We start from the raw sequence: 22,039 nt of genomic DNA on the forward strand, positions 1-22,039 counted from the left end.
TCCGCTCGACTTGCATGTATTAGGCACGCCGCCAGCGTTCGTCCTGAGCCAGGATCAAACTCTCCAATAAAGAGTAAGATTAGCTCTTAAAGTTAAAACGTTGGCTAGTGTATATTTCAACACTAATCATTTTTTGTTGACGTATGATTTGTTTAGTTTTCAAAGAACAATTTCGCTTCGTTAGAAGCAACTATATTAGAATAACATCTCAATCGCTCGAAGTCAACAACTTTTTAAAAGTTTTTAAAGTTTATTGTCTCGTCATCAGCGACTGTTTTTATATAATACCATCGTGAGCATGGAGAGTCAACATGTTATCCGTGGTAATAATAACCAATAGCATTTATGTAATTCATCCTCGTTCCCTGAAATCCCTATAGTTTACTTGCCATTTCGATCTTTCACTTTCTTATCGAGTTTATTTTAGAGGTACATCACAATATCATTCACAGTGATTTTTTATTGATTTATCAGCATTTCCACAAATTTTATTGTTTAAATCGTCCTGATTCAGGGTTTCTGGATTATGTTGAGATTTAAAAGGTTGTTGGATTAATTTTAATGACCCAGGCAAATAAACCCCAATAGTTTTACTGAACTGAGCAGACTATGGGATCCGAAGCTCCCTGGTAACGCATTAAATAAGCTTCATCTGTTTTTTTAAATGATAATAAGCGGAGATTTTTCCGTTAGACTACAGAATTGAGCTTGGTTCGGGATATATAAGCGGAGTTTTTCCGGTTAAGCAGCGAAAAAACTCCCAATTTCACGTTTTTTGAGTCAATAGTCGGAATTCTTCCGTCTATTTTAGCTATTTTCAGTGTAATTTCCTAAATAAGAGAAATTTCTCCGTCTATTTTATACCCAACAATAAGAATATGTGATTCGATCTGCTATTTACCGTTTTGCACCCACAAGTAAACCTAACTATCTTAGAATCAAAAAACCAGCCTTCCCAAGGAAAGACTGGTCGTGTTTCTTCTATAATATATTACTTAGTGATTGAGATGATATTTTGATCCTTAAGTGTTACAGCACCTTGCTTGTTGATGGTTACTTTCTCACCTTCAGCAAGGTTTGTAAATACTACAGGAGTAATCGTTGATGTTGCGTTGTTTTTAATATACTCAAGATCTACCTTAAGTAATGGTTGACCTGCAACAACTGTATCATTTTCACCAACTAACGCTTCAAAACCTTCTCCTTTTAGGTTGACTGTATCAATACCAAAGTGGATTAGGATTTCGCGTCCGCTATCAGACACAATACCGATTGCGTGTTTTGTTGGGAATAGGTTAACGATTTTACCATTTACCGGTGATACAACCATACCTTCTGTTGGCTCAATCGCAAATCCATCACCCATCATTTTGCCAGAGAATACTGCATCAGGAACTTCTGTGATTGGCTTTAGGTTACCTGTTAATGGTGATACAAAAGCATCATCACTTGAAGTAGTTGTGTTTACTGCATTCGTTGTTTCAGTAGCTTTTGCTGCTGGAGTTGGTCTTTTTCCAGCCATAATGTCTTTCATTTGACCTTTGATTGTTTCAGAACGAGGACCAAAGATTGCTTGAATGTTGTTACCGACTTCAAGTACTCCTGCTGCTCCTAGTTTTTTCAGTCTATCTTTATCAACAGATCCGATATCATTTACAGATACACGTAGACGAGTGATACATGCATCAAGGTGAGAGATATTCTCTTTTCCACCCATTGCTTCTAAAATATCGTACGGAAGGTCGCTAGTTTGTCCAGCTGCTCCTTCTGTTCCTTCTTCTTCCACTTCACGACCTGGAGTCTTTAAGTTAAACTTACGAATCGCAAAACGGAAACCGAAGTAGTAAATTACCGCAAACACAAGACCTACAGGGATAACAATCCAAGCATTTGTTTGTGGGTTGATTAGACCAAATAGAATATAGTCAATTAAACCACCAGAGAATGTCATACCGATTTTTACATCTAAAAGATGCATAACCATAAATGATAGACCAGCAAATACTGCGTGGATAGCGAATAGAATTGGTGCAACGAATAAGAATGAGAATTCAATTGGCTCTGTAATACCTGTTAAGAAAGCAGTTAAACCAGCTGAAGCCATAAGTCCACCAACAACCACTTTTCTTTCAGGACGAGCTTCATGATAAATTGCTAATGCTGCTGCAGGTAAACCGAACATCATGAACGGGAACTTACCAGTCATGAACGTACCTGCTGTTAGGTTTTGAACATTGTCACTGATTTCTGCCATGAAGATACGTTGGTCACCACGAACCACATCTCCAGCAAGTGTTGTGTATTGACCAAACTCATACCAGAAAGGTGAGTAGAAGATATGGTGTAATCCGAATGGAATTAATGAACGCTCAATAATACCAAAGATAAACGCTGATAATGTTAAGTTTGCATGAACCATGTTTTGAGAGAATGCATTTAGACCATTTTGAATTGGCGGCCAAACAATTAACATCACAAGACCTAAGATTACTGCCGTTGCAGCTGTGATGATTGGCACGAAACGCTTACCAGCAAAGAATCCTAAATACGATGGTAATTCAATTTCATAATACTTATTGTAAAGACCTGCTGCGATAATACCGACGATGATACCACCGAATACCCCAGTTTGTAGAGTTGGAACTCCTAGAATACTTGAGTAATTTAATCCGTTTACATCTTCAGCCGTTAAGCCTAAAGCTGTACCCATTGTTACATTCATAATTAAGTATCCGATGATAGCAGCTAATCCAGCTACTCCATCTCCACCCGCTAAACCAACAGCAACCCCAACTGCAAAGAGTACTGGAAGGTTTCCGAATACGATATCCCCCGCACTTTGCATAATTGAAGCAACCATTGCTACTCCATTGTTATCTAAAAATGGAGCTAACTCCAATAATGCAGGGTTTTTAAGCGCTGCCCCTAGAGCAAGTAAGATACCTGCTGCAGGAAGTAAAGCAACTGGTAACATCAATGCTTTACCAACTTTTTGTAAAACACCAAACACCTTTTTAAACATGGTAGAACCTCCTAAATAATTTTGTTTCGCTCATTGTCGTTTCCCAATTTGCAAAAGAAAACAAAAAAGGCATGAGGGAAAAAGGAATCAAAATAGAGCTTACAAGGTTATAATACCCGTAAATCTCCATTTCAATTATCTTCTTCACTCATGCCTGATCGAATCAGTAACACGTATAAAAGATAAGTTCGATTTATTTAACTTTTTTTTGAAGCCTCTGCAAATGCATCGTTAGATACACTGCTTCTGCATCAAATACTGTCTTCTTTAATGCTTGTTGCATCACTTTAATGAGCTTCCATGAGAGATTGTAACACACCGGATACTCCTCTTTCAAGAGGTTTGCGATTTTTTCTGGTTCTTCTACTTTTTCTCCATTGTGAACACGCTCAATGGTGAATCGGATATGTCGCACAAGCCTCATGTAATCAATACTTTCCTTATCGATTGATATTTCAAGTTGCTCTTCAATCATATCAATTAAACGAGTAACCAGCTGGGAGTGCTGATTCACTTCAGATAGATTTCGATTCATCACGGCACTATGAATATGCAGAGAAATAAATCCTACTTCCCCTTCAGGAAGCTCGATACCTGTATTCTCTTTAATCAAATTCACTACTTCTTTGGCTATTTCATACTCAAAAGGATAGAGTGCTTTTGTCTCTATTAAGAAAGGATTTCTCATTTCCATTCCCTTTGAAAGTCGACTGACAGCAAACATTAGATGGTCAGTTAACGCTACATGGATATGCTCATTTAACTCTGCATTTGCTCTTTTCTTTATCAACTCAATCGCAGAAATAAACACTTCATGAAGATTGCTTTCAACAAATGGAAGGAGTTTTATATAATTTTCTTGTTCCTTTTCATTTTTTAAGACAAAAAGCTTTTCCGCTGACGCCTCGTCGATGACATCTCCCGTTTTACGGTTAAATCCGATGCCTTTACCGATCACAACAACCTCTCCATACTCCGAGTGGTCAGCTATCACTACATTATTATTAAGATTTTTGCTAATGATAAGTCCAGACATCATAATTCCCCGCTTTATTCTGAGAGCTTCGACATAATAAGTTTAATCATATATAGGGGACAAAAGCTTGTCAATTATAATACGCAAACGCATTCATGTTTTTCGAAAAAACGTCATAATTAAAGGGGTTGACTACAAGTAGCCAACCCCTTTTTTCTATTCGGTTAAGAACATAAAGTATAATAGGAAGATCACGAAGAATACGTACATAACTGGGTGAATTTCCTTTGTACGCCCTTTTACCATCATCGTAATTGGGTAGAAGATGAACCCAGCTGCGATTCCTGTTGCGATGCTATACGTTAGTGGCATAGCAATGATTGTTAAGAAAGATGGTACAGCAATTTCAAAGCGATTCCACTCAATTTTCCCTAAAGAAGAGACCATTAGTACCCCTACAATGATTAGTGCCGGTGCAGTTACAGGTGATGTAACAACCGATAATACAGGGAAGAAGAATAACGATAATAAGAAAAATCCTGCTGTTACAAGTGCTGCAAAACCTGATCTTGCTCCTGAAGCTACCCCTGCAGATGATTCAATATAAGAAGTGGTGGTTGATGTTCCAAAAATCGAACCTACTAATGATGCAATAGAATCTGCAAATAGAGCTCTTCCTGCATTAGGAAGTTTATTTTCTTTCATTAGTCCCGCTTGATTCGCAACGGCTACAAGCGTTCCTGCGTTATCAAAGAAGTCAACGAATAAGAAAGTTAAAATAATTCCAAGCATAGTTGCTGTATAAAATGATGGATCACCAAATGCTGTGAATAGAGAACCGAAAGTTGGTTCAAGACTCGGTACTGCACCAACAACCTTTTCAGGTGCATCAATTAAGTTAAAGATCATACCAACGATAACCATAATAATCATTCCGAAGAATACCGCTCCGTTAATACCTCTTGTCATCATGATTACTGTAATAAGAAGACCGAAAATAGCAAGCAGTGTATTACCAGCTGTTAAATCACCAAGCCCAACTAGTGTTGCATCATTATTGACGATAATGCCTGCATTTTTCAATCCAATAAAGGTAATGAATAATCCGATACCAGCACCTACTGCGTGCTTTAATTCTACTGGAATGGCATTAATGATTTTTTCACGTAATCCAGAGATGGTTAATAATAAGAAAAACACACTTGAAATAAATACCGCTGCTAATGCATGTTGCCATGGTGCTCCATGCGTTAATACAACTGAGTAAGCAAAGAATGCATTCAGACCCATACCAGGTGCTAGAGCAATCGGGAACTTACCGATAAGTCCCATAATGATCGACCCCACTGCTGCTGCTAATGCTGTAGCGACAAAGACCGCTCCATAATCCATGCGCATCGCATCAGGAAGATCGGGTACATCTGCTAGTGTCAACGTAAGTGGGTTGACTACTAAAATATATGCCATTGCTAGGAAGGTAGTTAATCCACCCATAAACTCGCGACGATAGTTCGTTCCAAGCTCTTCAAATTGAAAGTATTTTTTCATTTCTTTCTTTTCCTCCATTTTTAGAAAAATAAAAACGCTCCAACAACAAGGAGCGCCTGACAACAAAGATTCGCGAAATAGAGGCCAAGAAAGAGCCCATTTATCACTCACCTCGTAGTCAAGCTATTTACGGTAGCTCGGTAGAAACTTCTGGGCCATATCCCCAAGATTATACGACGAAAAACGACATTTATTAGTACTTTTTCATCATACCAAGGTCTCGTATTTTCGTCAATATAAAAAACGAACATTTTTTCAAATGTCCGTTTTATTGTTCGTATTTTGTTAGATTTTATTCCCATTCAATTGTTGCAGGTGGCTTACTTGTGATATCATATACGACTCGGTTCACATGGCTAACTTCGTTAACAATACGAGTAGAGATGATTTCTAGTACTTCCCATGGAATTCTTGCCCAATCAGAAGTCATCCCATCAATAGAAGTAACTGCACGAATCCCAATCGTATAATCATACGTACGAGCATCTCCCATTACACCTACTGAACGGATGTCAGGTAGCACGGTGAAGTATTGCCAAATATCACGATCAAGTCCAGCCTTCTTAATTTCCGCACGTAGAATTGCATCTGATTCACGAACAATTTCAAGCTTATCTTCAGAAATTTCTCCAAGCACTCGAATTCCAAGTCCAGGTCCTGGGAAAGGTTGGCGCCAAACAACTTCATCAGAAATTCCAAGCTCCGTACCAAGAGCACGTACTTCATCCTTGAATAATGTGCTAAGTGGCTCAATTAATGTGAATTGCATATCTTCAGGTAGGCCACCCACATTGTGATGGGACTTAATGGTTTGAGCAGTAGCCGTACCACTTTCAATAATATCTGTATATAGAGTTCCCTGAGCTAGGAAATCAATTCCCTCAAGTTTTGCTGCTTCATCATCAAACACATAAATGAACTCATTACCGATGATTTTACGCTTTTGTTCTGGGTCACTTACTCCAGCCAGCTTCCCTAAGAAACGGTCCTTCGCATCGACCTTAATCACGTTCATGTTAAAACCTTCAGCAAAAGTCTTCATTACACTGTCGGCTTCCCCTTTACGAAGTAAACCATGGTCAACGAAGATACAAGTTAATTGGTCACCAATTGCTTTATGAATAAGTACGGCTACAACGGATGAATCGACACCACCACTTAGGGCACAAAGAACCTTTTTGTCACCCACTTGCTGGCGGATTTTTTCCATTTCTACTTCGATAAAGTTTTCCATCGACCAGTTTCCAGCACATTCACAAACACCAAAAACGAAATTCTTTAACAGCTCATTTCCATAAACAGAATGACGAACCTCCGGATGGAATTGTACTCCGAATAACTTTCGGTCCGCATCACTCATAGAAGAAATCGGACAAGAAGGACTAACTGCATCGACTGTAAAGCCTTGTGGAGCTTCTACTACTAAATCTCCATGGCTCATCCAAACGATTTGCTCCTGTGGAAGGTCAGCAAATAATTTTGATTGGTTCTCAATTTGAATAGCCGCTTTTCCATACTCTCGGTGCTTAGCTGGTTCTACTTTCCCATTAAAATGAGTGGTCATTAGCTGCATGCCGTAACAAATTCCGAGTATTGGCAATCCAAGTTCAAAAATTTCCTCATCGCAACGGAATGAACCTTCGTCATACACGCTATTTGGACCACCAGATAAAATAATTCCTTTTGGATTCATTTGACGAATTTCATCGGCAGTAATTGTATGAGGGTGCAATTCACTATACACACCAAATTCACGAATCCTTCTAGTAATCAACTGATTGTACTGACTTCCAAAGTCCAATACAACGACCATTTCCTGACCTGATAAACCTACCTTTTCAGACATCCAATTCACCTCATCGTTATTTTTCCCAATAAAAAAGCTAGAATTCTACTCCAAAAAAAATTTTTTGAAGGCAGAATTCTAGCTTGATATCTCTAACAACCATAGAAAGCTCCGCCTTCATAGTCAAATCATTTACGGCGATTTGGTAGAGACTCTCGAACCATATTTTCGAGGATATATGAAGAGATACATTTTTATAATATTAGAGATTATTGTAACAACATGTCGTTTTATCGGTCAAGCAATTGTCTTTTTAATTAAATTTTCCCACAATTCACGCGAACGATCCCAGCTACCTTCTTCAAGCTTGCCTCTGTACACATACCTCTCGTATAGAGAAGTAAGTGTCCCCATATCTTTCGAGGAAAAGAAGTAATCCACATAATCGGCATAGTCACGGAGTGTTTGATGTTCCTTTCTCTTAATCCCATAACGATCGAGTTGCTTTAATAATGTCAGATAGGCTTTTGAGAAGTCATCATCTTTCTTTTTAAACCTAAAAATGAAAACAAGTACATATGGAAGCCATTTTAACCGTAGTTTATAAGCAATATAAGCAACTACTCCCATCACACCCAGGATGATTAGTCCCTTTTTCCAGTGTTCTTCAAAACCTGCCTCAATCTTAGTCCATACATCCTTCCAAGAAAAAGAGCTGTCAGTAGAAACAGTTTTTTCAGGTGTTTCTGGTTTTTCTACTTCTGGCTGCTCCCTAGTTTCAGGTGTTTCTACCTCAGTAGAGCTCTGAGTAGCTGAATCAAAATTCAATTGAACATTGCTTGAGAAACCTTGTGTTGGCTCAAAAGGAACCCAGCCTACCCCAGGGAAATATACCTCGACCCACGAATGCGCATTATTATTCGTAATCGTATAGCCTCGTTTCCCTGACTCTGTTGGCCCTTGATACTCCCCTTCTGTATAACCCTTTACCCAGCGAGAAGGAATACCGACTGAGCGTAATAATACAACCATTGAAGTGGAATAATTGTCACAATATCCTCTTAGCGTTTCAAATAAGAACTGATCCACGTAATCCTCATCCGCACCTGGTACGGCCACATCCAACTGATCATACGTAAATCCGTTCATCCCAAAATATCTTTCTACTGCTCTTGCTTTATCAAACCAGTTTTCTTGTTCACCTGTAATTTCAAGCGCCAAATCCTTCACTCGTTGTGGCAATGTTTCAGGAAGCTGTGTATATTGATAGATAAACTCTTGACTTAACCCAGCTTGCTCTAAGCTTTTTGTTGCCTTCATGGCACTTACACTATATTTCGGAATGTCGTACGTTACAGAATATTCTTCTAACGACGCGGTTCGATCACCCTCTAATGTGTATACCTTTTCGAGCCCTCCATTGACACGAAAGGAGTAGTTTCCATTGTCGGTACTGACGGATTTCAGCCCTAACGGGTAGATGATATGCGGATAATTCCGAACAGATGATACATTTGCCGTCACTTCCTTTAGCTCTAATCCTTCTTGATCAAAGGAGCTAATTGGAAACCCTTCATTTTGAGCAAATGGAATGGGATCATCCGAGCTAGATACCTCCCAGCCCTTTCCTGAATAAATATCCTTTGTTTCTACTCTCCAGTAATGCCTTTGGTCCACTTCGGTCTCATAAACAACCGTATCGTCTCCAACAAACGGTCCTCCTAGATTCGTATCATCGGTTCCGTAGCCAACCCTTTGTCTACTCACTCCTCCACTGTCTTCAGAATAGGAAGTTAGGTACGGAACAGGATCCGGCCAAATCGGTTCCGCTTTTGGTCCACCAAATCCAAGTCCGACACTCGCACCAATCATTAAAAGAAGAGGTAGCCCCCACTTCCCTTTTGAGGATAGCCCTTTAACAAGGGCCTCTCTTTCGACTAAACGCTGAAACGTTAACATTCCCATTACAGCAAAACCAACAACTACTGTACGAACAATCGCACCGTCTGCTTCGTACGGAGTAAATGTATCTAATACCGTAATATAAACAAGCGTCATAAAAAAGAAGATAAATATCTGTCTTCGAATAATCAGCCAATAGTGGATCAAATAAGCCATGAGCCAAAGCAGAATAAAAAATAGAAGGCTTCTAAACGCAAAGGTCAGCGCACTCCATTCCATTTGGAACGAATAGCTTATGTTCAGAATCAAATCCTTCCAAAACTGCGAAAGCCATGATAATTGAAAAAAAGACCCTTCAAAATAATAGTGGTGAATAAAATATAGAATATAGACCGTCTTCAACAATGCTCCTATGAAAACCCGAGCCTTCGAAAAAGAAACCACGAGGCATAGGGACAGAAACCCTAGAAAAATATATATGTTTCCTGTATCGGTTAGTGCGTCAACTGGTCGTAACCACTCCCATAACAACAAAAACCCAAGCAAGTAAAGAAAGAGAGAGGACATCGTTTCTTGTTTCTTGTTCACATCTGTCATTACCTGCTCACCTCCGAAAACACATCCGAAAAATGCCCTGCATGAACAAGTATCACTCGAACGCCTCTAGCATTTGCTGAACCTTTTAAAGAAATTTCTAATGAATTCAAGGACTCTCCTTGATTTTTCACCAAATAAATGGTCACTGCCCCTTTTTTAACAGAGAAAAAACTTGCTTTTTCAATTAGTGGTTTGGTTAATTGAGAAGTCACCAGCATAGTGGAAACGGTTTGATTTCCAAGAAAGCTTTCTCCCCCTAGAACTCGATCTAAGGATACTTGACTCTCTGCTTTAATTTTAGCTAGATGATATAAAAGGCTTTGCTGATGATCTTCTCCACTTCGAACAGGGAAAAATTGTCGATCCTTACTCAAGGTTAAAAGCCCCGCCTGTGCCCCTTTTCGAAGAATCCCCTTTACTAAAGACGCGGTAAAGGAAACCACTGTCTCAAATTCTGCAGAAGGTGCACAGTCCATAATCAGACAAATATCATGCGATTGACGTTGTTCGAACTCCTTCGTCATAAGATCATTTCGCTTCGCACTTGCTTTCCAATTGATCCAGGAGAACTTATCACCCGGTTGATATTCTCGGAGACCAATTGCCATGGTTGTATCTCTCTGAACTCGTTCTTTGGATGCAGTCATCCCCTGGTCAAACTGATTTTCGTGCGGACGATAGACCAGCTCCTCTATTTGAGGATAAACAATAAATCGATCCGTTAGTTGAAACTCTACTTGTCTCTCAATTAAACCTAAAGGATCGCCAAGCTTAAGAGAAACAGTCTGAAAAATATGTTCCCCTCGAGGTAACTGTGGAATTTCGTATTCAAATGCAAATTTTTTTTTAAAACCTGGGAATAAAAGCATTTTTGCATTTGGATTGCCGTGGAGCTGTTCACTTAACAGATCCTCTGCGACAAGATAAAACAGCGGAAAGGCATTGGTCCTCGTCAAATGAATTTTCACCTTTAGGGTTTCGCCTGCACTGTATTCAAATTTCGAAAGCTCTCTACTAATCTGAAACTTTTTAGTCGAGTAAGAAGCCAAGAATAGAGCGTACAAAGCAAAAGGAACAAAACTGTAAAATAAAAACCAGCTGACAAACCCACCTTGGAACATCGCATACGAAAACGTAACAGCGATCAGAAACAGCAGTATGATGAGTTTCCAAATATGTTTTATTGATAGAAAAATGTTTCTCATTACTTCGCAAGCCTTTTAACAGGAACAGGTACTCTTTCCACCACTCGTGACATAACATCCTCTGCCGTAATTCCTTCAAACTTTGCTTCAGACTTAAGGATGATTCGATGCGAGAGTACATATGGAGCCAAATACTGGACATCATCAGGTAACACATAATCGCGATTATGCATAAATGCATATGCCTGTGCTGCCTTCATTAAGCCGATTGACCCACGCGGACTTGCCCCGAGGTACACACTGCTATGCGTTCTTGTGCGATGAGAAATATCCACGATATAGCGCTTGATCGTATCATCCACCACTACATTTTGGATATCTTCCTGAAGCTGCCTTAATTCCTCAAGGTCGATGACAGGCTGTAATTCCGAAATCGGAGATCTCTTTTCCGCTCGATCAAGAACTTCCATTTCCTCTTCTAAATCGGGGTATCCCATTCTCATTTTTAAAAGAAATCGGTCAAGCTGAGCCTCAGGCAGTGGATACGTACCTTCATACTCGATTGGATTTTGAGTAGCCATAACAAAGAACGGACGATCAAGCTTATGTGTCACGCCATCAATGGTGACACTGCTTTCTTCCATCCCCTCTAGTAGAGCCGATTGAGTCTTTGGACTCGTTCGGTTAATCTCGTCGGCGAGAATAATATTCCCCATAATGGGACCTGGTCGAAATTGAAATTCCAATTCTTTCGGATTATATATAGATACACCTGTCACATCGGACGGAAGAAGATCAGGGGTAAACTGAATCCGACGAAATTCTGCACTTACTGACTTCGCCAACGCACGGACCATCATCGTTTTCCCAACTCCTGGCACATCCTCTAGTAACACATGTCCTTCAGCTAGTAATGCAACTAAGCTTAACTCTGCCACATTTCTTTTCCCAATCATTACTTTTTCTATATTTTGAAGAATTCGGTTAATCACTGGATTCATCTGACTCACTTCTATAACAACCTCCTGAAGTAGCTAAAAATTTCATACCTTTAACATATATTCGAGATATATTTGTCAATTTCCTGTAAAAAACGAATATTATTGATAGATTTGTCCCTCTTTCAGTAGACATTTATACTATGACAGAAGTTTCAACTAAAAAACAATTAGTAGACTATTAGAATACGATGAGAAAACAATTAGAATTTTTGACAAAAAAATATAACAATTTATAAAGCATTTTTTTATGAAATCCTTTACAATATAGATGTGTAGATCTTTTGCTTATTTTTTTACCGCTTGGTGCAAACGTTTGCGCATTAAAATATTTTGAGGTGATGACATGAAAAGATTATTTAGCATTGATCCATGGAAGATCGTTGAAACAACAGTTAACAAAGAAGACTTTCGCCTAGCAGAAAGTATGATGAGCCTTGGAAATGGTCATATGGGAATGCGTGGTAACTTTGAGGAAACGTATACAGGAGACTTTCACCGTGGCTCATATATCGCTGGAGTTTGGTTTCCAGATAAAACAAGAGTGGGCTGGTGGAAAAATGGGTATCCCCACTATTTCGGAAAGGTCATCAACTCTATTAACTACATTGGCATCCGAGTTGCGATTGACGGAGAAGAAATTGATTGTTACCAAAATCAAGTAACGAACTATTATCGAGAGCTTGACATGCAGCACGGCGTGTTAACTCGCCGCTTTACCATTAATCAAAATGGAAAGGAAACCGATGTAGAGGTCGTTCGTTTCCTATCGATTAGCCATCCAGAACTTGCTGTTATCAAGTATCAGGTGACTCCGAAAAATTATTCCGGAAACGTCACTTTCACTCCTTACTTAGATGGAGATGTGAGAAATGAAGACTCCAACTATGAGGAAGATTTCTGGTTGGAAGTTCAGCGAGGCGTTAGTAACAGTAATGGTCATTTAGTCATGAAAACGAAGGATAATCCGTTTGGCACTCCTACCTTCCATGTGGCGGCTAGTATGCGTCTTGTAGTAAATGGAGACATTTTGTCTCACTCTACTTCTGAGCGTGAAGAATATGTAGAAAATACGATTTCTGTTCAAGCTACTCAGAATACACCTGTTTCATTGATTAAATTTGTCGCTGTTACAACAGATAGAGATTATGAAGTGGCACGGTTGGTAACGAAGGCAGAGGAAGTACTTACTCACTCGCATGGATTGGGCTATGATTCCCTTCTTCAAGAACATAAAGAAGCTTGGCTTAAGCGTTGGAGCATTGCCGATGTTGAAATCAATGGAGATGATGAGGCTCAGCAAGGCATTCGATTCAATTTGTTCCAATTATTCAGTACCTATTACGGTGAAGACGCACGTTTGAATATCGGACCAAAAGGATTTACAGGAGAAAAATATGGTGGTGCCACGTATTGGGATACAGAAGCATACGCTCTACCTCTCTACTTATCTACAGCAAACCCAGAGGTAGCTCGCAATCTATTAGTTTATCGTCATAATCAACTGGGTGGTGCATATCATAACGCACAGCAGCAAGGCCTAAAAGGTGCGCTCTATCCGATGGTTACTTTCAACGGAATTGAGAGTCATAACGAATGGGAAATCACGTTTGAGGAAATTCACCGAAATGGAGCGATAGCCTACGCCATCTATAATTATGTGAATTACACGGGCGATCAAGCCTATTGGAACGAGTATGGCATAGATGTACTTACAGGTATTTCTAGATTCTGGGCAGACCGTGTTCACTACAATAAAAAGAAAAATGTCTACATGATGCATGGCGTAACCGGTCCAAATGAATACGAAAATAATGTGAACAATAACTGGTACACCAATACGATCGCTCGTTGGACGCTTCGATATACGCTAGAAGTCATTGATGCACTTAAAGCGAATGGTCATGAAACACGTGTATCCGATCTTCAAATTACAGAAGATGAAATGGCCAAATGGCAGGATATCATCGATAACATGTACCTTCCATACGATAAAGAACTTGATGTGTTTATTCAACATGACACCTTCCTTGATAAAGACTTAAAAACAGTAGACGAGTTGGCACCGGAGGATCGTCCATTAAACCAAAAATGGTCATGGGATAAAATCTTGAGAAGCTGCTTCATCAAACAAGCAGATGTTCTTCAAGGCTTGTATTTCTTAAATCACGAGTACTCTTACGAAGAAAAGGAAAGAAACTTTAACTTCTATGAGCCAATGACTGTTCATGAATCATCTCTTTCTCCATCTGTCCATGCCATTCTTGGCGCAGAGCTTGGAAAAGAGGATAAGGCTTACGAGATGTACCATCGTACCGCGCGTCTCGATTTAGATAATTACAACAATGACACAGAAGACGGCCTTCATATTACTAGTATGACAGGTGCTTGGCTTGCAATCGTTCAAGGCTTTGCAGGAATGAGAACCGCCCATGAAACTCTTTCGTTCGCACCATTTGTTCCAAAATCATGGTCTTCCTATTCCTTTAAAATCGTGTACCGTAGCCATTTCTTAACTATCCATGTTTCAAAAGATGGTGTGACACTTTCACAAGAAGGACCAGAATTGTCAATGAAGCTTTATGGCGAGGAACTGGTGTTACCAGAGAACGGAACGATGACCGTTGCTCTGAAAAAATAAAGACAGGAGGGGCATGGGTTTTCTGCCCCTTTTCTATAGGGAGAGATCTTATGAAATTAGAGGCATTTATTTTTGACCTTGACGGGGTCATCACTGACACTGCTGAGTATCACTTTTTAGCTTGGCAAGCCCTTGCTGGTGATATAGGGATTACCTTTACTCGTGAAGATAACGAGCTATTAAAAGGCATCTCACGTATGGAATCACTGGAGAAAATCCTTCAACTTGGCGGACGATCAGGTGATTTTTCAGCGGCTGAGAAAGAAGCTCTAGCTTCAAAGAAAAACGACCATTATTTATCGCTCATTACTAAGATTACCCCTACTGATATTCTGCCTGGAATCAAGGAATTACTAGTTGCGATTAAAGCAAATGGGCTAAAACTGGGGCTTGCTTCAGCAAGTAAAAACGCCTTTACCGTTATGGAATCACTTGGCCTGAAAAATGATTTTGACGTCATCGTTGACGCCAAAACGGTTACAAACGGAAAACCGCACCCCGAAGTCTTTTTAACAGCAGCAAAATTACTGGGTGTTGAGCCCGAATCTTGCATTGGCGTCGAGGATGCCGTTGCAGGTGTGGAGGCCATTAAGGCAGCGAATATGTTTGCTGTTGCGATCGGACCTAAGGAGTCGTTCCCTTTAGCAGATGTCGTCTATAGTGAGACAGGAGAGCTCTCTTTTGAGAAGATTAAGGGGCTGTTTGAAAAAGAAAACGGTCTTTTTTAGTAGGAAATTGTGGCTTTTTATTAAGTAGTTCGGTTTTGAAGAACAAAATTAGAACTAACCTTGGTATTCAGACAGTCATTCACCCTTAAATTAACAGGCAATTTGATAAGCAAAAATGCTTGGAACATTGTGTCTCCAAGCGTTTTTTTACATTATTTACCAGTTAGTTTCACTATGATTTGAAATAAACGGAGAAATTCCGTTTATTTCGGGAATTACCAACATTTCTCGCAAAATATGCGGAGTTTTTCCGCTTATTTGAACCCAATCTTTAGATTTAAGTATATATAGAGAAGTTAATCGGAATATATCCGCTTATTTCTGCTTCTTGAGCCCCTACTGTACACATTAACCGGAATTTCTCCGTCTATGAATTCCTATACCTCAGTAAAAAAACTGAAAGTGCTAGGTAGGTGTACGTATTTGCGATCCTCTTCCCATACCAAAGGCAGGTTGCCCAAAAGCAACCTGCCTTCTTTATTACTTCTAGTTTTTCTTTAATACGTCAACCGTAGTGGCTTTGCTTGTATTGCCTGCAGCATCTGTTGCCGTTACGGTTAGTACGTTCTTTTGTTTTTGCTTTGGAACGGTTATCGAGAATTTCCCGTTGTTATCAGCGACAACCGTACCAAGTACCGTTTCACCCATCATCACCTTAACCGTCGCTCCTGCTTCAGTCGTTCCAGTAACAACTGTGTCATTTTGAATGACTGAATTTACTTTTGGCGCATCCGGAGCTGTTACATCTAGAACCGTTACAACCGTGGTCAAACTCTTATTACCAGCAGCATCTATTGCCGTCACAGAGACCTGTGTCCCGGCTGTAAGCTTAGAAATAGCAATGCTAAAGCTGCCATTTTCTGATGATGCTGTTCCCGATCCAATCACGGTTCCATTAGCAGTTACTTCTACCTTCGCACCCGCTTCGGTCGTTCCAGTTACGTCTGTCGATTGATCTGTAACCTCGTTCACAACAGGAGCATCTGGTGCCACACTATCAGACACTTCTTGAACGATTCTACCTTCAACTACCGGTGAAACAGGGTTATGTTTTTCAAGGTAAGAAGTGAACACTTCAAAATCAACAAAGTACAGCTCTGTTATACGACCTTGGTCCTTTGCTGTTTTAAACATCGTGTATCCATCTCCACCGTCAGCTGTGAAGGCGTTTGTCGCAACACGGTACGTTTTATCCAACTGAAGCTCTTCATAACCATTAGCCGTCATCGCTTCCACATACCATACTCGCTCACCCACTGGCTTAGCAGCATCATACTTAAATTTCACACCCGCAACCTGCATGAAACTACCAGCACCTGGCGCACTCACACTGTGCTCTAACGCAGCAAGAATTTCTTCTCCCGTCAGATCAAGAGTAACAAGGTTGTTTCCAAACGGTAATACCGTTAATACTTCCCCAAGGGTGATATCTCCTTGATCAATGGAGGCGCGAATTCCACCACCATTTTGCATCGCGATATACGTTGGAATGTATTCATTCGCTTTAGCTACCATCCCGTCTGTAATTAAGTTTCCTAGATTGGTTTCCTTGCTGCGCACATCATTACGTACGCCATTTAATGCAACAGTTGTACTACCTACTACCTGCTTTTGAAGCTCAGTTAAAGGTACTTTGTACTCTTCAACCTTTGCCTTCGCAGCAGCATCCTCTGCAAACTTACTTAAATCCTTCAATTCACCAGCGTAATCGGAAATTACACCAGTTTCGTCAAAAGTTACATCCAGCACACCAAGGTACTTTAAGTATTCATTAGCTTGAACGATTAACGTTGGCTCTTCTTTTTCAACAAGAACAGGTTCAGTTAGCATAGTATGAGAATGTCCACCGACGATTACGTCAATTCCATCCACTTGACCAGCTAACTCTACATCTGGCTGATAGCCTAAATGCGAAAGCGCAATAATCTTATCTACACCTTGAGCTTCAAGCATTTCTACAGTTTCATTTGCTTTGGCAATGGCATCTTCAAAAACGACATCGTCACCAGGATTCGCTAGGAATGCAGTATCTTCCGTGGTTAATCCAAAGATTCCCACTTCTTCCCCATCCACTTGTTTAATAATCGCTGGGAAAATCTCACCTTGTTCATTCGTTCCACCAATGGAATCATTGAACAATGGTCCGAGATCAGGATCATTTGTCATGTTCACGTTAGAAGACACGATTGGGAACTTTGCCTGCTTGATAAAGTTCGCTAAAGTTGCTGAATCTTTATCAAATTCATGATTTCCAAGAGTCATAGCATCAAAGCCTAATTGATTCATAAAATACAAGTCAGCTAGCCCTAAATATTGTCTGAAATACAAGGTTCCTGAGAATACATCCCCTGCATTCAGTAATAAACTATTTTCCTTCTGAGCACGAAGCTCATTCACTGCCGTAATGAGTCGTGGGAACTGTTCCACATACGCATGTGTATCATTCGTGTGAAGAAGTGACAGTGTGAACGGCCCTTCTTCCACCGCTAAATCTAACTGAGCCACTAATGCGTCATGGTCACTAGCACGTCCATGCTCTTCCATATATGGAGAGTTAAAGTTGACGATATCAAGCTCTGCCGCTGTAGCTAAATTATTTGTTACTAAAATATGATCAAGCACCTGGGCATTTCCTTGATAGTTGTAAGTGTATCTTTCTGATGCAGGTAACGTTTCTACTAAGTTCGTTAAAACATCGCCTTTTAAAGCGGCAAGTGGTGCTGAGAATTCAAAATCGTTCAAGTCTCCTAAAACGACCACATTAGCATCCTCGTTCTTTTCTTTGATGTCAGAGACAAAATTATTAACGATTTTTGCAATTTTTACACGTTGTGCTTCACTTTCAAGGTATGGAGGTTGATTTTTACCGAATAAAGGTTGATCTCCACCTTTAGAATTGAAGTGATTGTTAATGACAATAACTTCTTCGCCTTGGAACGTAAACTCAGCAGCTAGTGGCTTACGGCTACTATTGAATGCCGAGTTTGTTGGGTCAATACGGCCCGGGTTCAATGTTAGAGAACCATTTTCATACGCAACAGCTGTTGTCGCATTTCCCTTTGGTGCTTCGTTTAAAGTCACACGGGCAGGGTTATAGAGATAGCCTACACGAATGTTTCCACCAGGAACTCCACCGTCCTTCCCGTTTTCAGGAGCGATTTCTGTCCATGCGTACGTTGGACCTCCAAAGCTGGCAATTGCATCACTTAATGCTTTGTAGTTCGCATCAGCTTTCACTACTCCGTTATTCGTTTCACCACTTTCATCAAGCACCTCAACTAAGCCGATGATATCTGGTGAACCTAGGTTGTCTACCATTGACCTTGCTAGCTTGTCACGCTTCGTTGTGTCTGTTGCCACGAAGTTCTCGATGTTATAAGCTGCTACTGTTAATTTGTCTTCCTCTTTTTGAATCGTTGTTACTTCATTTGATCTTTCACGCTCTACTAAGTCTGGTAGATCGTCTAATTTTGTAAGAATCTTAAAGTTACTAAATGTATAGCTAACTACTCCTGTGACGGTTCCGTCAAATGAGTCACCCGCTTTTGTCACATAACTGCGATCATCAAGCTGAAGAAGCATTTTTTCAGGATTTTGATTTTCCTTTGTTAAAAGAGGAATGCCTTCCTTGGTATACTCTTTTCCTTCCACTTGACCTGTAATAATAGGAACTTCTCCATATTTTTGCGGACCCGTTACCGAAGGGTTTTCGATAGACACGAGCATTCCTTCAAGACTCTCGTAAAAATCAATACCATCTTCTGCTGGATCAAATGTTCCAAACTGATCGTTATCAATGACCGATGTTGGTGGAATGGCGTCCTTACCGATAACGATCGGAGCCGGAAGTTCATTACCACTAGAAACTTTCGTAATCTTCCCTGATTGGGCGTTAATTTCTGTCATCGCTAAATCTGTTTGTAGTTTTTCTGCATAACCATCCAGAACCCACTCTTTTACAAGTCCTGAAACTGTTACACTATCACCTACAGCTACACCATGTGATGGCTTGTAAACGAGTAAGCCTTCTGATGTATTGGGGTTGTCATCTGGATTTGGATCTTGAATGTAGAAATTACTACCGTCTACAACGTAAGTTACTACGCCAGGTACATCTACTACATTTTTATCTTTAAATGGTGAATTATGAGATTGACCTTGGATGTCGCGAATTTTTAAGCCTGTTTCGCCTGTTACAGGGTCTTCATCTTCTGGAGGTGGGGTTGTGCCGTCAAATAGGATGGATGTTGGTGACTGTAATCCTGGAACTGAAAAATATGCTCTAAGTGAACCAGTTACAATAACCTTTTGACCCACTATTGATGGATTTGTTAAAAGACCAAAAGTTGCTCTAATGTTTGAAGGTGATGAAGGAAGTTGTACTGGTAATATTTTCGTAGCATCTCTTTCTGTAGGACTGTCGGCAATGGCAAAATTAGTATCTGCTGCAAATGGTGCCTCAAAATCATATGTAGCCTTCCCACTACCGCCACCAGTAGTATAGCCAACAATATACCCTGTCACAGTAGCTGTGCCCGTATTATTCGCAATTGCCTGAGCAACTGTAATCGGTTCAGCCGCTTGTGCCCGATATGGGAGAACCATACTAATTAACATGACAATCATTGTTGTTACTGCAAAAAGCTGTTTCCTAAGCCTCTTCAAGTGTGTTCCTCCTCTAAATCTCTTTTATAGTTGACCTCTGAACAAGTACTTCCTAACTATAACCCTCCAAATCAATCAACTTTTTATTCCTCCTTTCTTGTTGGAAGGAAGTACCCTGAGGTGTTACTATCAACTTACCATTTTCATTTCTCTGATCGTTCTTTTTAACGAAATTTTAACCCGATCTATACAAGGGGATAACAATATTTACATAAGTAAACACTTCATTTCCAAATTTACACTACTATTATACTATTAATCATTCGTTCTATAATCTGAACAAATACCTATGTCCAACCTCCCTTCATGTAAGATATTTACTAGAAAAATGACCATTGACACCCCTCTTTACTCACACAAAGAAATGCGACGCTTTAACACGTCGCATTAACAATTAGGTTTTATCGCTTCAAGCTAGAAATCACTTCCTGATGCTTTACGGTATTCTTTTCTCTTGCTTCTTCTTCTAGCTGGTTGATGTACTCTCTAATCGCTGTATGTCTATCGTCAAGTAGGATTCGTACTTCTGCTGCTGCTTCAGGGGTGATTTTCTCTTGATCCTCTAGTCGAGACACCGCCTGAAATAAGACATCTTTTTCGGAATCAGTAACGTCCATAAAGCTAGAGCCAAGATCTTCTATCCCTTGACCAATTTCTACTTTTTTCATATTTACCTTGTAGCCAACCATTGCTATTTCAAAGTTCCGTTCATAGGTGGCCCTTGCATCTTGTAGCAACTCTTGAATCGTATCGTTCAATTCCACATTTGAGTTAACGGAATAATACGTTCCATTTCCAGCTAATGCCGCTTCTTTTAATTGCTTCTGTCCCGCATCATCTACATCAAAACCAATAATATTCACCTTTACATTTAAATCCGAGTTTGCTAGCTTTCTAGCCTCTTCGATGGGGTTTCCATCGCATGTTTCTATCCCATCACTCACAACAAATAGGATGTTTTCTGACTTTTCATCAGCTGATTTCTTTAAATCCTCATATGCAGCGGTAATGGATGCTGCGAGTGGTGTCCAACCACTTGGCTTAAACTTTGTTAGTGCCTGTTCAAAGCTAACCTGATCATAGGAATTGGCATCGTACATCATTTCCGTGCTCGAACATGATTTTGCCTTGTCATTGTCACTCCCTGTATCCTGATGCCCGTATACTCTTAGAGAAACTTTACTAGAGGTAGGTAGTCCTGAAGCATATGTAGCAATGGCTCGCTTTGCTAAGTCCATCTTTACTCCACCCGAAACTTGAGCATTCATACTTCCACTAGAGTCAAGATGAATGGTTACGTTTTTAAAGGATGGTTGTTCCTTTGATAAATCATAGGCTCCATAATCAGGCATGAAATGTTTCAAGGAATCAAAAACGAGTGAATAATCGGCACCTAAATAATGAATCAAGCCATTATAAATTTCTTTTGGCTCCAATTCCTTCACCACTAAATCCTCTATTGCAGAACCCAATGGAAGTTCAGAATCAACATTAGATCCCTCTAGAGATGCGTATAGGTCCTCCGAGTGGATACCAACTGGTTGCTGAACCATTTCTTCAGCTAGGGTAGGCTGTTCAGGATACGTCACTGATTTAACGACTTCCTTTTCTTTTTCCTTACTAGTCGTGGCTGCTTCCTGATTCGAGCATGCAACGGCAAAATTTATTAGGACTAGTAATAGGAGGAATCGCATAAACACTTTCAAAGATAAACCGCTCCTTTATAAATTTCCTATTTTTAGAATTATTTTTTCTATATTATTTAGTATCATGTAGAGTAACCCCCGTCAAATAACCCATAGCATTTTGTCGATTTTTTTCTAGTACTATTAAACTATCAAAATCTCAAATTTGAAAAATCTAAAAGAACAAAGAACTAGAATCTTTATGGTCAGCATGAGGTTTTTCTCCTCTTACTTAAAATAAATACTGTTCATTAGGTAAAATTCTTTATTTTTCAAAAAAGTTAATCAGCGAGAGAATTTTGTCGAATGAAACTCAAAGTATCCCCCTAATCGTATGCAAAGTATC

Annotated in this window: 11 protein-coding genes, 1 rRNA gene and 2 riboswitches; of the genes, 2 read left to right on the top strand and 10 right to left on the bottom strand. The window is 39.9% G+C overall.

Going from position 1 to position 22,039, the window contains the following annotated elements; all coding sequences use genetic code 11:
- From M3175_RS21525 to M3175_RS21560, 8 genes are all read right to left on the bottom strand, one after another.
- Window positions 1–70, bottom strand: a 16S ribosomal RNA gene (locus tag M3175_RS21525); the annotation flags it as partial.
- A gap of 921 nt (window positions 71–991) precedes the next feature.
- Complete coding sequence (gene ptsG, locus M3175_RS21530; protein WP_251523438.1) at window positions 992–3,022, bottom strand: glucose-specific PTS transporter subunit IIBC; 2,031 nt, start codon at window positions 3,020–3,022, stop codon at window positions 992–994.
- A gap of 193 nt (window positions 3,023–3,215) precedes the next feature.
- Window positions 3,216–4,058, bottom strand: coding sequence for a glucose PTS transporter transcription antiterminator GlcT (gene glcT, locus M3175_RS21535; RefSeq protein WP_285852383.1), 843 nt, complete (start codon window positions 4,056–4,058; stop codon window positions 3,216–3,218).
- Between the two features lie 156 nt (window positions 4,059–4,214).
- Complete coding sequence (locus M3175_RS21540) at window positions 4,215–5,546, bottom strand: NCS2 family permease (protein WP_251523442.1); 1,332 nt, start codon at window positions 5,544–5,546, stop codon at window positions 4,215–4,217.
- A 95-nt stretch (window positions 5,547–5,641) separates the two neighbouring features.
- A riboswitch (purine riboswitch) is annotated at window positions 5,642–5,743 on the bottom strand.
- A gap of 95 nt (window positions 5,744–5,838) precedes the next feature.
- Window positions 5,839–7,392: a glutamine-hydrolyzing GMP synthase gene (guaA, locus tag M3175_RS21545; protein WP_251523444.1), complete on the bottom strand. Its 1,554-nt coding sequence runs from the start codon at window positions 7,390–7,392 to the stop codon at window positions 5,839–5,841.
- Window positions 7,393–7,492: 100 nt separating this feature from the next.
- Window positions 7,493–7,594: riboswitch (purine riboswitch) on the bottom strand.
- Window positions 7,595–7,629: 35 nt separating this feature from the next.
- Window positions 7,630–9,831 (bottom strand): transglutaminase TgpA family protein, encoded by a 2,202-nt coding sequence (locus M3175_RS21550; protein ID WP_251523446.1) that lies wholly within the window; start codon window positions 9,829–9,831, stop codon window positions 7,630–7,632.
- Window positions 9,831–11,036 (bottom strand): DUF58 domain-containing protein, encoded by a 1,206-nt coding sequence (locus M3175_RS21555; protein ID WP_251523448.1) that lies wholly within the window; start codon window positions 11,034–11,036, stop codon window positions 9,831–9,833. The genes M3175_RS21550 and M3175_RS21555 overlap by 1 nt, the downstream gene beginning before the upstream one ends.
- Window positions 11,036–11,977 carry an AAA family ATPase gene (locus M3175_RS21560; RefSeq protein ID WP_285852387.1) on the bottom strand — a complete coding sequence of 314 codons (942 nt, stop codon included), beginning with the start codon at window positions 11,975–11,977 and terminating at the stop codon, window positions 11,036–11,038. Before M3175_RS21560 ends, M3175_RS21555 begins: the two co-directional genes overlap by 1 nt.
- A 343-nt stretch (window positions 11,978–12,320) precedes the next feature.
- On the opposite strand from M3175_RS21560, the gene mdxK reads away from it, so the two are divergent.
- Window positions 12,321–14,615 carry a maltose phosphorylase MdxK gene (mdxK, locus tag M3175_RS21565; RefSeq protein WP_251523450.1) on the top strand — a complete coding sequence of 765 codons (2,295 nt, stop codon included), beginning with the start codon at window positions 12,321–12,323 and terminating at the stop codon, window positions 14,613–14,615.
- A 50-nt stretch (window positions 14,616–14,665) separates the two neighbouring features.
- The gene (pgmB, locus tag M3175_RS21570) at window positions 14,666–15,343 is read left to right on the top strand and encodes a beta-phosphoglucomutase (RefSeq protein ID WP_251523452.1); all 678 of its coding nucleotides are present in this window, start codon (window positions 14,666–14,668) and stop codon (window positions 15,341–15,343) included.
- A gap of 486 nt (window positions 15,344–15,829) precedes the next feature.
- Here the strand turns inward: pgmB and M3175_RS21575 are convergent, their stop codons facing one another.
- Together M3175_RS21575 and M3175_RS21580 are read right to left on the bottom strand one after the other, a co-directional pair.
- Entirely contained in the window at window positions 15,830–20,008 is a 4,179-nt protein-coding gene (locus tag M3175_RS21575; protein WP_251523454.1) for a 5'-nucleotidase C-terminal domain-containing protein, read from the bottom strand.
- Between the two features lie 401 nt (window positions 20,009–20,409).
- On the bottom strand, window positions 20,410–21,708 hold the full coding sequence (locus M3175_RS21580; RefSeq protein WP_251523580.1) for a VWA domain-containing protein: 1,299 nt from the start codon (window positions 21,706–21,708) through the stop codon (window positions 20,410–20,412).
- Between the last annotated feature and the right edge of the window lie 331 nt (window positions 21,709–22,039).

Origin of the sequence: Robertmurraya korlensis, from assembly GCF_023715225.1 — a bacterium.
Taxonomy (GTDB): domain Bacteria; phylum Bacillota; class Bacilli; order Bacillales; family Cytobacillaceae; genus Robertmurraya_A.

What these genes read in the sequence shown, in the direction of transcription:
- ptsG (WP_251523438.1), bottom strand. Translation starts at nt 3,022, where the DNA reads ATGTTTAAAAAGGTGTTTGGTGTTTTACAAAAAGTTGGTAAAGCATTG.
- glcT (WP_285852383.1), bottom strand. Translation starts at nt 4,058, where the DNA reads ATGTCTGGACTTATCATTAGCAAAAATCTTAATAATAATGTAGTGATA.
- M3175_RS21540 (WP_251523442.1), bottom strand. Translation starts at nt 5,546, where the DNA reads ATGAAAAAATACTTTCAATTTGAAGAGCTTGGAACGAACTATCGTCGC.
- guaA (WP_251523444.1), bottom strand. Translation starts at nt 7,392, where the DNA reads ATGTCTGAAAAGGTAGGTTTATCAGGTCAGGAAATGGTCGTTGTATTG.
- M3175_RS21550 (WP_251523446.1), bottom strand. Translation starts at nt 9,831, where the DNA reads ATGACAGATGTGAACAAGAAACAAGAAACGATGTCCTCTCTCTTTCTT.
- M3175_RS21555 (WP_251523448.1), bottom strand. Translation starts at nt 11,036, where the DNA reads ATGAGAAACATTTTTCTATCAATAAAACATATTTGGAAACTCATCATA.
- M3175_RS21560 (WP_285852387.1), bottom strand. Translation starts at nt 11,977, where the DNA reads ATGAATCCAGTGATTAACCGAATTCTTCAAAATATAGAAAAAGTAATG.
- mdxK (WP_251523450.1), top strand. Translation starts at nt 12,321, where the DNA reads ATGAAAAGATTATTTAGCATTGATCCATGGAAGATCGTTGAAACAACA.
- pgmB (WP_251523452.1), top strand. Translation starts at nt 14,666, where the DNA reads ATGAAATTAGAGGCATTTATTTTTGACCTTGACGGGGTCATCACTGAC.